Genomic DNA, 14,266 nt, shown 5'->3' on the forward strand with positions numbered 1-14,266 from the left:
ATCTACCACGCCCTCCACGAACCCAGCAGAAGAACCAACGAACTCATTGCCTGAACATAGGAGCATCTGGTATCAAGCGGCCTGGTCAGCCATTTCCTGGATTGGCTTGCTGCGTGGCGCCAAGCGCACCGGGCTGACGCTCACCAGCTTGGGCGCAACCTGCTTTCTGCGGCCGCTGCTGGCAGTATGGCAGGTGAACTGCGCCAAGCGGTGAAGGCGATGAACCCTCAGCTCGCCAGCGTGAAACATGTAGTGGTCATTTAGCTAAACGCGGGAGACATGTAGATGAGCTCATCCAGCAAGCGTGATAACGCTGTCGAGCCCACTGTCGGCGGGCCCGATGGCGACGGGCACGCGCGCGGCCTGCGCATCGGCAGCGCCGGTGAACGCCACCAGAAACCGTTGATGATCGCATTCGCGTTGACCGCCACCTATGCCATCGTGGAGGTCATCGGCGGTATTGTCACCGGCTCCCTGGCGCTGATCAGCGACGCTGCTCACATGGGTACCGATGTGCTCGGACTCGCGCTCGCCTTGTCCGCGATCTACATGGCGAAGCGGCCGGCCGCAGACCAGCGCACCTACGGCACATACCGGTTGGAGGTGCTGGCCGCGATCATCAACGGGCTGCTGCTATTCGGCGTCGCCTTCTACGTCCTCTACGAGGCGGTGCGGCGCTTCCTCGCGCCGCCAGAGGTGCTGGGTGTGCCGATGTTGATCGTCGCCACGGTTGGGCTGGCGGTCAACGTTCTTTCCTTCCGGCTGCTCACCGTTGGCGCCAAGGAGAGCCTGAACGTCAAGGGCGCCTACCTGGAGGTGCTCTCCGACATGCTCGGTTCGATCGGGGTCATCGTCGGGGCCATCGTGATTGCGGTCACCGGATTCCGCTACATCGACGCCATCGTCGCCGCGGCTATCGGCCTGTTCATCCTGCCGCGTACCTGGCAACTCATGCGTCACGCCCTGCGCATCATCATGGAGGTCGCACCTCCCGGAGTCGACGTCAACGGTGCCGCCCGTGACCTGACCGCGCTTCCCGGTGTTCGTGAGGTCCACGACCTGCACATCTGGACGGTCACCAGCGGCATGGAGGCTGCTACCGCGCACGTGGTGATCACCGATGGCGCCAACTGGCACGCCGTGCTGGACTCAAGTCGCCAACTCCTTGCCGAACGCTACGGGGTCACCCATTCCACAATCGAGGTCGAGCCTGCCGGGCACGTCGAACAACCCACCGGCTTCTGACCGCAGCGCGCAAACGGGCGTGTGAAGCGAAGCCGCGATACCAAGGTGGGCCGCCGGGGCGCGCGCTGACCGACACCTTGGATCTGTCGTGAACCACGCTTGCGCTAGGCGAAAATCGTTGACACCGCGCAGCCCCAACGACCACCAGAAAACGGCAGTGTCGTCGCTTCTCGTTGGCTCAACCGCCAGCCCGCCGGGTATCCGCCTGCTGCACAGTCCGCTCTAAACCTCAATCCCTAGGCCCGGGAAGCCGGCATGGCGCTGACTAGACCCGGGGGGCTTAAGGCGATGACCAAGGCGGTCATCGAGACCGCTTGCCCATCTACGCCGCATCCAACGCCATCGCTGCCGCTGAAGCGTTGGATGCGGCGCTAGCACCCGTTTTCACTGACCCCCACCGCCAGTCGCTGATATCACCCACCCCCCCAACGCTCCGCTACCTGTTGCGCGCCGCGCAACACTGGCGGGTCAGCCGCAACTCCGCCGCGCGCGAGGCTACACGGCGCCAAAAGGTCGTCAACGTTCCGCCCGCCTGGCCCGACCGCAACGCCGACATCTTGCATCTGCCCGGCCACTGGCCCTGGGCTGACGCATGGTTTACGTTGTGGCGCAACATCATCGGACAGCACCGCCAGACCTCCGCCGGAAGGACGGAACGGAGCAAAGGAAAGCGGAGCAGACCAGCGGATACAGCACGCCATCCACCGAAAATCCCGATCAGACCAGGCGGCATCAGTTCAACGCCAGCCCCGTCGGTGGATTCAGGCTAAGGCAGCGACGGCAGCGTGATCTCCGATGGCAGCGTAATTTTCGATGGCAGTGATGGGAGGGTGATATCCGACGGCAGCGACGGCAGTCGAAAGCCGCCCGAGGTGCTGGTCGTTGGCGCGGTAGTTGTCGTAGTTGTCGTTATGGAAGGGCTGCGGCCCTGACTGGCGGTGAACAGCGCGATGATGCCCCAGGTGATCAGCGCGATGAGGATCGCGAGGACCGCTGCTAACAACACCACGGGCCTGCGATACCAAGGGCTGAGATACGGCTGTTTTCGACTCTGGCCGAGACTTGCATAGCTAGGCTGGTCATCGCCGCCGTCGTTTGGAGATTCGTAGCGGGCCACGGTGCCCGATCGTAGCAGCCACCATTCATTCGGCGGAACGCTTCCGGCCCGATGACCGCAAGCCCGGTGGTATCGCTGGCGCCCAGCCGCAGTCGTACATTTGAGAGCAAATCGATGAAACCACTGGTGAACTGGCTCTGAATGAGGCCAAGCTTCAAGCCCAGACGGTTACACCATGAAGAACCGCCTACTTCGCGTGCTTAATCCACATTGCCGAGGTGCGGCGTCTTCGCGATCGTACCTAAACCACATTTGAGCGCCATACTCGCAGTCCGCGTGCATCGCCCTCATGACACGAATTCGTAAGCCATCAAAAGGGGGGTTGGACTACCAGGGCGCGGCAGTGCCCACACGGATGAACAAACTCGGCGCCGGCGGCGCCCCCGGCACCGGCAGTTTCGTGTGGCCAGATCCGGCCGAGGAAAGCGACGCGCTCGCCCGCGCCGCGCAATCCGCTGAACGGCACGCTTTCGCTGAGCTGCGGCAACGCCAGACCATCACTAGTTCAGGCGACGGCCAACCAGCCAGAGACGACAGCGAGAAAGCTGAGATTCCCCCGAGATCGTGGAAGGGTCAGCGATAAAGAGTACCGATGTCAGAGAAACCGAAGAAGTACGACCAGGGGGTTCTGTGAGGGAACGGTTCCGATCGTCTTGTGCGTGAGACGCACAAGACGATCGCCGCGAATGCGCGAGGATGTATGAGGGCACTCCCATCGGCCGACGAACTGACAGCTGCCAAAAGACAGGGCCGCCAACGGATTCGGCGGAGGAGCGGCTGTGCTTGGTCGCTCGGCTGAGTCGGCCAACGGGCTACCGAGGGCCGCCGTCAAAACAACGCGCCGCGCGCCCGGTGGCCAATCCCAGTCCTTATCTACCAGCGCGAGCACGCGCTCGGCTTTGGCCCGCAATCGCACTCGGCCCATCAGGGCCGCATGGGTCGATCCGGTCAAAACACGCCTCGATATCGGCGTCCAGCACCCACTGATAGCCGCGGGAACCGAACATCTGGCCGTCGCCTACTGGGAGCCCCGTGGTCCATCAGTGGCGCACTATTTGCCCGTCCCGTTCTATGCTCCCGGCTGGGGGGTATCGGGGCGGTATTGCGGGCAGTAGGAATTCACCGCGGCGCCGAAGAAATATCCGGCCTCGTGCGCCGAAAGATCGGTGTTCTTTACCAGTGACAAAATCAGGTTGGCCGGCGTCTGGTCTGCATCGAGCCCGGTGCACACCCTGTGGCCGGCCGCGATCGCGGCATCGCGGTTGGCAAAGACGATCCCGTGTTTCTTGAGCGCGGCGAGGAAGTCATCATCAGTTTGATCCGCTGATGCAGGCGTAGCGAATTGCAGCGCAGCAGCAAAGAGCAGGATCACGCTCGTGATCGACCACTTCCCACGAGACATATTCGATTGGGCCACTAGTTTTTCCTCCGAGTGCCGGAAGATCTTGAAAAGCGGGAGCGTCGCGAACCTCCGACGTGATGTCGTGTGGTGCGCGCGCGGCGTCGTCGACGTTCAATGATGATGAATGCCGCTGCCAGGCAGACCGCAATGGAGGCGAGGATGGCCGTTCCGGTGATCTGCTGGATGTCGTTGTAGTGCGGTAGGTAGTTGGCTTCGGCGGCCACCCCCGCGCTGTGTGGCCTGCTCATTTTGGTGACCTTCCGGGTTGGCCCAAATTCATCGGCCGCTGAGCTGGACAGCTTTGACGATGAGCAGGACGGCGCCGACGACGAGGTAGCCGCGCAGCGCAATCATGCCCAGACGGGTCCCCGGCGACCAGGTCACAGGCTCTAATAGGGTCAGCGGCGGCATTCGCCAGCTATTGCGGTCAAGCGGTCGCACCGGGCGTGATGCGGCCGGTGGCGAGGGCTGACGACGGCCCATCCAACGAAGTGTCGGTACCGCGGCAGCGGCCAGTATGACCAACGTCAGCGCCAAGTAGCCGGCGACAACGATCACATTGAGGCCCGGGAACAAGGTCGTTGTCATCAAGATTCCCGACAACAGCAGCAGGACGCCCACGATCAGCCCGGCAACCCAGTTGAGCCAGGGCCGATTCACCCAAGGGCCCAATACTTCCCGGTCGTTGCACAGCAGCAGGAGGAACACACTGGCGCTGGGCAACAACAAGCCCGCCAGGGCCTGCACGGCGGTGGTGATCAACCCGAGCGGGGCACCGGGAATCAGCACGATCGCCGCCGCAAACGCCACCATCGTGCTGTAGGAAAGGTAGAACGGTTTGGCATCGGCGAACCCCCGGTGCAGCGAGTGTTTCAGGCCGAATACGTCGCCGAAGGCGTAGCTGGTGGCCAGGGTGACTGCGGCGGCGCCGAGGATCGAGGCGTCCATCAGCACGATCGCGAACAACCAGCCGAGCGTCGGATTGTGTTGGCCCAGCAGGTGCGAGATGACGCCGGCGTCGATGAAACCGCCGGAGGTGCTAGTGGAGCGCGCCGCCCAGTCGCCGATCATGACCAGTGCGGTGGCGCCGATCACCACGATGAACGCCCCCAACACGGTGTCGGCGCGCTCATAGCCCATAAATCGAGGTGTGATGCGCTTGTCGACGACGTTGGACTGTTGAAAAAACAGTTGCCAAGGCGCCACGGTGGTGCCGACGATGGCGATGATCAACAGCACCGCATCCGAGGTCACGCCACCTGAGATGTTCGGCGCCACAAATGACTTGGCGGCCTGGGCCCACTGTGGGTGCGACATCAGCAGGGCTGGGATCTGAATCAAGGTGATGGCAATGAAGACGAACATGGCCCGCTCCCACCAGCGGAAGCTGCCGCTGGCCATGATCGCGATGAGCGCGACCGCTGAGATCGGAACGACAATGTATTTGGAGATCCCGATGTAGGCGGCGGCCAAAGTGATGCCGATGAACTCGGTGACGATCGTGAGGAAGTTGAGCAGGAACAGGTCGCCGACGGAGAACCAGCCCCAGCCGCGGCCGAAGCGTTCGTTGATCAAGCGGGCGTGTCCGACCCCGGTAACCGCGCCGAGGCGGACCACCATTTCTTGGTTGACGATGAGCACCGGGATGAGCAGGAGTAGCACCCACAGCAGGGAGTAGCCGTAATTTTGGCCTGCCTGGGTGTAGGTGGCCACCCCGCCGGCGTCGTTATCGCCGACCATGACGATGATTCCGGGGCCGACGATGGCCAGCAGTGTCAGCAGCCGCGTCTTGAACGTGCGGGGATGGTCGGTTTCACCGACGTTGATGCGCCCGAAGGCGCCCTCGATATCACCGAGGTGAGCCGAGTCAAGCACCGCGGTGCGCGGCGGCGGCGGCGGCTCAGCGCGGCGCGTCGCTGCGGGGTGGCTGGTGACGTTCTCCTCGCTGAAGCTCACTGCGCCTCACTGTCGGATGCAGGGGCGTCGGGATCGTCATCTGGTGGGGTGATTTCGCGGACCGGGCGCGGGGCGGGTTCGCGGCGGCGCCAATCTTCGGGGATGGTGGCTTCGAGCACGTCGTCGACGGTGACGATCCCGAGGACGCGGTCCTGGCCGTCGACGACGGGGATGGAGTAAAGATTGAAGTCGGCCATTAATAGGGCGACGTCGGTCAGATCGGCTTCGGCGCCGACCCGGATTGGGTCGCAATCCATCAGTGCTTCAACGGTTTGGCCGGGTTCGGCTTGCAGCAGGTCGATCACTGACACGACACCGGCCAGGCGGTTGTCCTCATCGAGGACATGCATCTTGACCAATGCCTCGGGCTGTATTGTTGTGGCGCCCGCGATTAGCGCCAGGGCCGTGCCCGCAGTGGTGCTTTCTGCGCAGGAGACGAAGTCGACATTCATCAGGCCGCCGGCGCTGTCGGGGTTAAAGCCCATCAGGGTGATCACCTTCGTGCGCTGCGGGCCCGGCATCAGCTCCAGCACGCGCCGGCGCCGCGCTTGACGCAGGTCCGCGATCGCGTCGGCGGCATCATCGGCGCGCATCCGGCCCAATAGTGCTGCGACATCGCCATCGGCCATGTCATTGAGCAGCCGGCTGGCCTTATCAGGGTCGAGTTCTTCGAACACGTCGGCTTCCAATTCCGGGTCGCTGCGGACCCGGTCGAGGATCTCGCCGCCCTCGGCTTTGTCAGCGTCTTCGAGAAGATCGGCGATGTCGGCGGGTTTGAAGCTGCCAAGCCGGCCTGACTGACGTCGCGAGGCACCCGAGCGGGCGTGTCCGATCAGCGGTTCAAATGCCTTCCAATCCCGGGCCGCGTGCCCACCCCGGCTTTTGATTAGTCCGAAGAACCGTGCCGGACGCCGGGTATCCAGGCGGGCAAGAATCCATCCGGCGCCGCTGTCTTCGAGTTCGACGTCATAGGCGCGCACCAGCTCCACAGCGGCCACATCGATCAATCGGTGTCCGAGCACATCAGTGCGCAGCAACACCTCGCCGTCGCGGCGTTCGAAGCCGCGCAGATCGATTTTGTGTGTCGCTAATACCACGCGATCCGGAGCGTACTGGGAAATGGAGGGGCTGCCGATGAACACCCGCCGCCTGCCCACCACAGCGACGATCCCACTCACTAGCGGATACTCGTCGAGACCGCGCAGCCGCACGATCACGTCGTGCACCCGGCCCACAGCATCGCCCGACCGGGCCAGGACCGGCGCGTGCAGCAACTCTGAGAGATGCATAATCGGGTGCGCCCCGACCTGCTCGGCCGACGTCTCGGGTCCACTCACTTGTTGCTTACCTTTCTTGCAGGGCACTCGTCGGCCTTAGGTGTTATGCGGTAGCCCACTCGAACGGGTCGCTCCGCGAATCCAGACGCGCGCACTTTGGCGATTACGCTGCGGGGAGGCGCGGCAGCATGGGCAATTAGTCGGCAACCGCGGGGGACGTCGCGTTCTGCTGGTGACCGTTGGTCGCGGCGGGTGATGTGGTCGGGTGTCCGTTGGGGGTCGCGGTTTGGCCGTTCATCAGGCGGTAGCGGATCAGGCGAGAACTGTTGGTGACCACCGCGACCGAGGACGCGTTGTGCAGGATCGCGGCCAGCACCGGTGACAGGGCGCCTCCGGCGCCCATCAACAGGCCGATTGAGTTGACGGCGATGGACATGCCGTAGTTCTGCCGGATCACCGCGACGGCTCGCGCCCCCAGATCGGGTACGTCAAGCAGGCGCTGCAGGTTGTCGTTGGCCAATGCGATATCGGCGGTTTCCACAGCGACATCGGTGCCGGCCAGGCCCATGGCGATCCCGATGTCGGCGGTTGCCAGCGCCGGGGCGTCATTGACGCCGTCACCGATCATCGCGACGACGTATCCTTCGTCTTGAAGTTGGCGCACCGCCTGAAGTTTGTCCTCGGGTAGCACCTCGGCGCGCCATTCGTCGATGCCGAGTTCGCCGGCGACGACCTCGGCGGTGTCGGGATGATCGCCGGTGAGCATGACGATGCGCCCAATGCCGTTGCTGCGCAACTTGTTCAGCACGTCGGCGGCCTCGGGGCGGATTTCGTCGCGCAGGCTGATCAGCCCGACCAGGGTGCCGTCCACCGCCAGCAGTAGCGGGGTCTCGGCTTGGCGGCGCAGTTTGTCAACCCACTCGGTTGCCTTCTTGGACACGCGGACTTTTTCGGCACGCAGCAGCGACGGGCTGCCCAGTAGCAGGACGCGGCCATCAGCCCAGGTGCGCATGCCCAGGCCGACCAACACTTCGCACTGTTCGTGCGGCGGGATAGTGATGTGGCGTTCGGTGGTCGAGCGGATCACCGCTTCGGCCAGCGGATGACGCGAATGGATCTCCGAGCTGGCCGCGTAGGCCAGGACCTCTTCAGGTTGCCAGTCCTTCTGGAAAGCAACAACATTCGTCACGACGGGGCGCCCAACGGTGAGCGTCCCGGTCTTGTCGAACACGATGGCGTTCACCCGCCCGGCTTGCTCGAGGTGCGATCCGCCCTTGATCAGGATGCCGCGGCGCGCACCGTTGCCGATCGCGGCGCTGATCGCGGTCGGGGTCGACAATCCCACCGCGCACGGGCACGCGATCAACAGCATGGTCATCGCGCGCCGGATGTCGCCGGTCAGCAGCAAGGTGGCCGCGGACACGAGGAACGAGATCGGAACAAAGCGGCGCGAGAAGTTTTCACCGACCGTTTGGATCGGTGCCCGATCGTTCTGGGCCTCTTCGACGCGGGAAATGATGCGCCCGATCGTGGTGTCGCTGCCCACCGCGGCGGCGCGCACCACCAGCCGTCCGCGCACCACCACCGATCCGGCGTGCACGCGGGAGCCGACGACCATACTCACGGGCAGCGTTTCCCCGGTGATCGCCGACTGGTCGACCACCGCTTCCCCGTCGAGCACCTCGCCGTCCACCGGGATCGCCACGTGATCGTGGATCACAACCTCGTCGCCGATTTGCAGGGTATCGACGGGCACTTGGACTTCGCTGCCATCATTGGCCCTGATCCAGGCGGTGTCCGCGGTGCCCCGCAGCAGGTCGGCGATGGCGCGGCGGGTGCGGCGCAGGGTCAGGTCCTGCAGATATTCCCCGATGTTGAGTAGCCACAACACCGTCAGCGCCACCACGTTCTCCCGCAGCACCATGCTGGCCACCGTGGCCACCGTCACCAGCGTGTCGGTGCCCGCGCGACCAGAACGCAGCGAACGCAGCGCCCCGCGGAAGAACGGATAGCCCATGAACACCGTCGCGCCAGTGGCCACCAACTGACCCTTGGGGCCCAGAAGCGGCGGGCGCCGGAAACCGTAGCGGCGCACACCCAACAACACCAGTGCCGCCCCGCCGATCGCGATGCGCAGTACCTCGGTGTTGCGGACGTCGGCCGATCGCGGCGTACGCGCGGGAATAAGCTCGGCCGCTACGCCTTTGGCCGCCGAGACGGCCGCCATGATCGCCGCGCGATCGCAACGCTTGGGTGAATACCACACCACAACCGAACCGGTGTGGGGGTAGGCGTGCACCGCGCGCACCCCGGTCTGCTTATCCACCTCGTCTTCGACAGCCACCGCACGACGGGAATCCGAACGCACCCACGGCACATGCAGTCGCATCCGCCCCGCCGCGTCGGACAGAATTTCTACGGCGGTGTCATCGACAACAGTCATCGTTGAGCGATCAGTGGTCGTGGTCGTGGTCCGCGGCGGCAGCCGGCGGGGAGGCCTCTTCACCGATGCGTTCACGCGCCTCGGCCACCACGTCGGCGGCCTTCAGGCGGGCCGACTCCGCTGCCACTTCTGCGCGCCGCGTTCCTCGCAGACTCAATTCCGCGGCCGCGACCGTCGCCCGGCGCACCGGCGCCCCGCCGGCGACCTTCCGCAACAGCTCATAGGCGCTTACGCCGACCAGTCCGGTGAATACCGTAGCGGCTGCCTTTGCCGCTAGCGCATGCGGAAACATCAAGTTCCTCCTCGTGTTAGGCCCAGATCGGGCGCACCTTCGTGACGTACCCCTCCGACCCTAACATAGATACATCGCAATATCACTATGTATTTGCGGTTGGTTAAGGCCAACAGGGGCGTACTCAAATATCGTTGGTAGACAACCTGATACAGTGTCAAGGGCGCTTCAGCCGGCAACGGCAAATATTCGAGTTTATCTATCACGAGCAGGGTCGGGCCGTTGAGAACCGCATGATGGTGGCCCATCGGTCTCGATGGCGCAAACGCGCCCTGCTGGATTTGGAAAAGGTTCACGGTTGCGCAACGCTGTTCGATTGATCGCTCGCGTTTCTTTTGCGAGGTCCGGCGAGCGGGGCTATCGTCCATCATTGTGGACGACAGTGCGAAGGACCCCGCCGTGGTGCTGCCGTATCTGGTCGGTCGGCCCTTGGCGGCTACCGAGGTCTACGAAGCGTTCGGCTACCGCAAGTCCGCGTACTACAAGGCGGCTCGCGAGGGCAGGCTGATCACCGCGGACAACCTGATCAGGGCGGCCAAGTATTTGGGGTTGAACCCGGTTGACCTGCAAGTCCGCTATGGCTTGATCGACCCGGACTCGGTTAGCGAATATGTGGAGTCCCAGGCCGGCCCGCCCCCGCCCAGGCTGCGTGATCTTCGTCCCGATCCCAACAGTCCGCCCGTCTGAGCGGCACTGCCGGGACCGTTTGAATGATCAAAACCGTACTCATCAGCGTCACGCTGGCGGCCCTGATGTGTAGCCTGTGGATCCGGCGCGACACCTGGCGCTCCCGGTGGGAGGCCGGCGCTACCCGCAACATCGCATTGCACGGCTGCGCGGTGCTGTTGATGTCGCACTGGGCCGCGGCGGCGCTCGGGCCGCCCCTGCACCGCGTCTTCGGGCTGTGGAACGTGCAACATCTGCTCGGTCACATCTGCTGGATCTTCGCGGTGACGGCGATCATTCGGCACGGGCTCATCCGTCTCGTCGACGAAACCCACGAGCGCGAACTGTTGCGCAAGCACGTCACGCGCCCTTTGAGGCTTGCGGTTCCGTTGCTGGTGGCGCTGTTCGTCATCGCCGACGAGGGCCATCACCTCGACTTCTTCGCGGCCCCCGCCGACTTCTGGCTGCTGGCTTACTGGCTGGTCTTGGGCGCCCTGATGATTTACCTCCTCTTCTACGCCGGGCGAGTGCTGCTGATCCTGCGCACGGATCCCCGGTCCACGACGACCGTCGACCTCTATCTGATCTCGGCGGGTTTCGGGGTGGCGGCGAGCGTGATTCAAATCGGAACCGCCTGGGCGGGCACCGATATCGCCTTGCCGGTCTGGTTGTGCGCCTGCCTGAGCGCCATCGGTTTCGCCTACGCGTCCGCCCGATCTTGGCAGGCCAAGGTCGCCTGGTTCACGTCCGGCAAATAAGCCACCCGCGCGTGCGGCGACCCGCTCGCGGCGCGGTGCGGCGCGGGGCTCTGGGCGTCTATCCGCCGACGACGTGTCGTGCCACCACCATCGGACGGAACCCGTACCGCTGTCCGACGATCTTGCCGCCGGCACCGCGGCCCGTGCCCGTCAGCGGCATGCCGCGCAGCAACCCGCTTCCATTGGCCTCGGGGCCGGCGCTGACGGTGCTGACCGCCGGCGGCGCAGTTTCCGCGTTAGCCGCGGGGGCCGCGGCGGCCCAACTCTGCGGGACCGACAAGTGGCCCACCGTGCCCGCCCTGCCCAGACCCGCCGAGACAGTCGAGGATGCACCGGAGGACATCGGGCCACCGCCCAGAGTTCCACCCAGACGAGGCACGGCCGTCGCGGCCGCCGCGCCTTTGCTGGCGGCGGCCGGCATCCCACCTAGCCGGAGCTTCATAAAGTGGTCATAGTCGCCCGATTGGTAATATAAGATCTTGAGGCTGTTGGTGTACATGGATACCCAGTCTTTCCAGGCCACCGGTTTGGACGATCCGGACGACCCGGACGATGCATTCAGTAGTGCGCTGGACGCCGAGTTGAGGTTTGCCGGCCCAGGGGTGAACGTGCTGGATTGTGCACTTGTGTCGGCGGCGTGGGAGACGGCGGCGGCTTGACCGGCCTGGCCCGCCGGGTTGGTGGTCGTCGGCGACTGGTCGAAGGTGGGCAGCGCTGAAGCGCCGGCCGACGCCGCGGCGTAGCCATACATCGCCGCCGCGTCCTGGGCCCACATCTCGGCGTACTGGGCCTCGGTGGCCGCGATCGCCGGCAGGTTCTGGCCGAAGAAGTTCGTCGCGATCAGCATCATCAGTTGCGCGCGGTTGGCCGCGATCACCGGGGGCGGAACCGTCATCGCGAACGCCGCCTCGTAGGCACCCGCGGCGGCCTTCGCCTGGACGGCCGTCTGCTCGGCCTGCGCGGCCGTCGCGGTCAGCCACGCCGCATACGGGGCCGAGGCGGTGGCCATCGTCGCCGACGCCGGACCCAGCCACGCGCCGGTGAGTTCGGCGATCACCGAGCTGTAGGAGGCCACCGTGGTGTACAGGTCGGTGGCCAAGCCGTCCCAAGCCGCCGCAGCCGCCAACATTGGCCCCGCGCCTGCGCCGACATACATGCGCCCGGAGTTGACCTCCGGCGGAAGCGCCCCGTAATCCACTAATCGATCCTCTCGCCCGGTCGACGGCTGTCGCACGCACCCCAACGCCGCCCGAAACTGTGGTCAGATACTGGTGCGCGGATTCCGTCCAGCGCAGCCGACACCATCGGCCGTGGAGTCACGAACGCGACGCCGTTCTTCGGCCGCGCCGACTACCCCTCAAGTGTGGATGTTTGTGCACATGTGTGATCGTAAAGACATATATGTACGTGAAAGTTTATGTGTATGAACTGAATCTAGCTGAAGATGAACATTAGTCTGTGGCAATACACTATTGATCGCGCAGCGCCTAACCTCGCTGGGGGAGCGGCTTTGGCGGCCGCTGAAACAAGATCCAGCGAGGAAAGAGATCACCGTGTCGTTCGTGACCACCCAACCCGAAGCGTTATCCGCAGCAGCCAGCAAATTGGGCATGATCGGTTCGGCGCTGGCCGCGCAGAATGCCGCGGCATCGGCGCCCACGATGGGAGTAGTTCCCGCGGCAACCGATGAGGTCTCGGTGCTGATCGCGGCGCAGTTCGCCACGCACGCCCAGATGTATCAGACCGTCTGCGCCCAGGCCACGATGATTCACGAGAGCTTCGTGAAAATGCTGCACCTCGGCGCCGGTTCGTATGAGGCCACCGAGGCCATCAACGCCGCCGCGGCCAGCTGAGGAGGGTGAACAGGTGCTGGATTTCGGAGCGTTAGCCCCCGAATTCAATTCTGCGCGCATGTATTCCGGACCGGGACCGGGATCGATGATGGCCGCGGCCTGGGCCTGGAACATGCTGGCCGCCGAGCTGGACTCCGCCGCCACTGCCTACGACACCGTAATCACACAACTGACCAGCGAAGGATGGCTGGGCCCGGCATCGACACAAATGGCTGAGGCAGCCAAACCCTATCTGGTATGGATGCGTACCAGCGCCGCGCAAGCCGAACAGGCCGCCACTTCGGCCAGGGCCGCCGTGGGGGCCTACGAAACCGCGTTCGCCGCTACGGTGCCCCCACCGCTGATCGAAACCAACCGCACCCTGCTGGCCCAGGCGATTTCGACGAATGTCCTCGGTCAAAACATTCCGCTGATCACGCAGCTGGAGGCCCAATACGGTGAAATGTGGGCCCAAGACGCCGCCACGATGTACGGCTACGCCGCCCAAACCGCACCGACTGCCGAAGTGACGCCGTTCACCGAGCCGACCCAAACCACCAACCCCGCCGGAGGGGCCATGCAGGCCGCCGCGGTTAACCGAGCCGCTAGCACGTCGGCCAGCGCGGGCACGCAGGCTACGCAGTCACAACTGTTGTCCTCCACGCCTTCTGCACTGCAAAGCCTCGCATCACCCAGTGCAGCACCTGCGTCCACAACACCGATCACGGACGCGTTAAAACAGAACGAGTTTGTGAGCTTGTGGTCGCAATACGTCAGCCCCACCCAAAACACCCTCGCAATGATGTATCGCGCTACCGGCATGACAACGCACTTTCAATCACTCGGCAAAGCACTAGCACCCGCCGCCAAGGCCGCCAGCGACGGCGCCAAGGCCGCCGCGGCCCTGCCCACCGTCGGCGCGTCGCTGCGCGGCCTGACCGGTGGCGGCGGCGCCATATCGGCAAGCTTGGCCTCGGCCGCACCGGTCGGCGGCCTGTCCGTACCGCCCACGTGGTCGGCCGCGACCCCGGCGGTCACCTCCGGGGCATCGTCGATTCCGGTCAGCCGCTTCATCACCACCCCGGACACGTCAGGGCCCGGAAACCTGCTGGGCGGGATGCCGCTGGCGGGCGTCGGCGGGGGTTCGACCGGCACCGGTCCGCGCTACGGAATCCGCCCCACGGTGATGGCACGCCCGCCCTTTGCCGGATAGCTCGGCAACCACATCGCGGGTCCTTTCGGTCGAGATCCTGTTCTGGGCAACGCCGTTCGATCGGC

General features: G+C 64.7%; 13 protein-coding genes and 2 pseudogenes. 7 read left to right on the forward strand and 8 right to left on the reverse strand.

All coding sequences use genetic code 11. From position 1 onward, the window contains the following. From AWC17_RS33175 to AWC17_RS33710, 3 genes and pseudogenes are all read left to right on the forward strand, one after another. A partial coding sequence (locus AWC17_RS33175; protein ID WP_208618393.1) for a hypothetical protein occupies positions 1 to 214 on the forward strand: 214 nt, incomplete at its 5' end. A 71-nt stretch (positions 215 to 285) separates the two neighbouring features. Continuing rightward, positions 286 to 1,245 carry a cation diffusion facilitator family transporter gene (locus AWC17_RS29540; RefSeq protein ID WP_054585839.1) on the forward strand — a complete coding sequence of 320 codons (960 nt, stop codon included), beginning with the start codon at positions 286 to 288 and terminating at the stop codon, positions 1,243 to 1,245. 440 nt (positions 1,246 to 1,685) lie between these two features. Beyond that, positions 1,686 to 1,868, forward strand: a pseudogene (locus tag AWC17_RS33710) (IS1380 family transposase); the annotation flags it as partial. A 143-nt stretch (positions 1,869 to 2,011) separates the two neighbouring features. Here AWC17_RS33710 and AWC17_RS29545 read toward each other — a convergent pair. From AWC17_RS29545 to AWC17_RS33720, 7 genes and pseudogenes are all read right to left on the reverse strand, one after another. Next, the gene (locus AWC17_RS29545) at positions 2,012 to 2,362 is read right to left on the reverse strand and encodes a hypothetical protein (RefSeq protein WP_224188581.1); all 351 of its coding nucleotides are present in this window, start codon (positions 2,360 to 2,362) and stop codon (positions 2,012 to 2,014) included. 1,069 nt (positions 2,363 to 3,431) lie between these two features. Next, positions 3,432 to 3,779, reverse strand: a complete 348-nt coding sequence (locus AWC17_RS29555) for a DUF732 domain-containing protein (protein WP_224188582.1) — start codon at positions 3,777 to 3,779, stop codon at positions 3,432 to 3,434. A 261-nt stretch (positions 3,780 to 4,040) separates the two neighbouring features. Then, the gene (locus AWC17_RS29565) at positions 4,041 to 5,639 is read right to left on the reverse strand and encodes an Nramp family divalent metal transporter (protein WP_054585856.1); all 1,599 of its coding nucleotides are present in this window, start codon (positions 5,637 to 5,639) and stop codon (positions 4,041 to 4,043) included. 77 nt (positions 5,640 to 5,716) lie between these two features. Continuing rightward, entirely contained in the window at positions 5,717 to 7,009 is a 1,293-nt protein-coding gene (locus AWC17_RS29570) for a magnesium transporter MgtE N-terminal domain-containing protein (RefSeq protein ID WP_054585841.1), read from the reverse strand. Between the two features lie 184 nt (positions 7,010 to 7,193). Beyond that, a complete protein-coding gene (gene ctpC / locus AWC17_RS29575) occupies positions 7,194 to 9,440 on the reverse strand; it encodes a manganese-exporting P-type ATPase CtpC (RefSeq protein WP_054585842.1) in 2,247 nt (748 codons plus the stop codon). A 10-nt stretch (positions 9,441 to 9,450) separates the two neighbouring features. Further along, positions 9,451 to 9,732: a DUF1490 family protein gene (locus AWC17_RS29580; RefSeq protein ID WP_054585843.1), complete on the reverse strand. Its 282-nt coding sequence runs from the start codon at positions 9,730 to 9,732 to the stop codon at positions 9,451 to 9,453. Between the two features lie 95 nt (positions 9,733 to 9,827). Beyond that, positions 9,828 to 9,982: pseudogene (locus tag AWC17_RS33720) on the reverse strand (IS21-like element helper ATPase IstB); the annotation flags it as partial. Positions 9,983 to 10,104: 122 nt separating this feature from the next. Here AWC17_RS33720 and AWC17_RS29585 point away from each other — a divergent pair. Then, positions 10,105 to 10,419, forward strand: coding sequence for a hypothetical protein (locus tag AWC17_RS29585; protein ID WP_054585844.1), 315 nt, complete (start codon positions 10,105 to 10,107; stop codon positions 10,417 to 10,419). A 23-nt stretch (positions 10,420 to 10,442) separates the two neighbouring features. Then, entirely contained in the window at positions 10,443 to 11,156 is a 714-nt protein-coding gene (locus AWC17_RS29590; RefSeq protein ID WP_054585845.1) for a hypothetical protein, read from the forward strand. A gap of 58 nt (positions 11,157 to 11,214) precedes the next feature. Here AWC17_RS29590 and AWC17_RS29595 read toward each other — a convergent pair whose 3' ends face one another. Then, the gene (locus AWC17_RS29595) at positions 11,215 to 12,354 is read right to left on the reverse strand and encodes a PPE family protein (protein WP_054585846.1); all 1,140 of its coding nucleotides are present in this window, start codon (positions 12,352 to 12,354) and stop codon (positions 11,215 to 11,217) included. A gap of 355 nt (positions 12,355 to 12,709) precedes the next feature. Here AWC17_RS29595 and AWC17_RS29600 point away from each other — a divergent pair, with 355 nt between their 5' ends. Both AWC17_RS29600 and AWC17_RS29605 read left to right on the forward strand, forming a co-directional pair. Then, on the forward strand, positions 12,710 to 13,009 hold the full coding sequence (locus AWC17_RS29600) for a PE family protein (RefSeq protein ID WP_054585857.1): 300 nt from the start codon (positions 12,710 to 12,712) through the stop codon (positions 13,007 to 13,009). Positions 13,010 to 13,022: 13 nt separating this feature from the next. Further along, on the forward strand, positions 13,023 to 14,201 hold the full coding sequence (locus AWC17_RS29605) for a PPE family protein (RefSeq protein WP_054585847.1): 1,179 nt from the start codon (positions 13,023 to 13,025) through the stop codon (positions 14,199 to 14,201). Positions 14,202 to 14,266 lie beyond the last annotated feature (65 nt).

The sequence above is a fragment of the Mycobacterium nebraskense genome (assembly GCF_002102255.1).
Lineage (GTDB): Bacteria > Actinomycetota > Actinomycetes > Mycobacteriales > Mycobacteriaceae > Mycobacterium > Mycobacterium nebraskense.

Excerpts from the sequence above, each read along its gene's own strand:
- AWC17_RS29540 (WP_054585839.1), top strand. The coding sequence starts at position 286 with ATGAGCTCATCCAGCAAGCGTGATAACGCTGTCGAGCCCACTGTCGGC.
- AWC17_RS29570 (WP_054585841.1), bottom strand. The coding sequence starts at position 7,009 with ATGCATCTCTCAGAGTTGCTGCACGCGCCGGTCCTGGCCCGGTCGGGC.
- ctpC (WP_054585842.1), bottom strand. The coding sequence starts at position 9,440 with ATGACTGTTGTCGATGACACCGCCGTAGAAATTCTGTCCGACGCGGCG.
- AWC17_RS29580 (WP_054585843.1), bottom strand. The coding sequence starts at position 9,732 with ATGTTTCCGCATGCGCTAGCGGCAAAGGCAGCCGCTACGGTATTCACC.
- AWC17_RS29590 (WP_054585845.1), top strand. The coding sequence starts at position 10,443 with ATGATCAAAACCGTACTCATCAGCGTCACGCTGGCGGCCCTGATGTGT.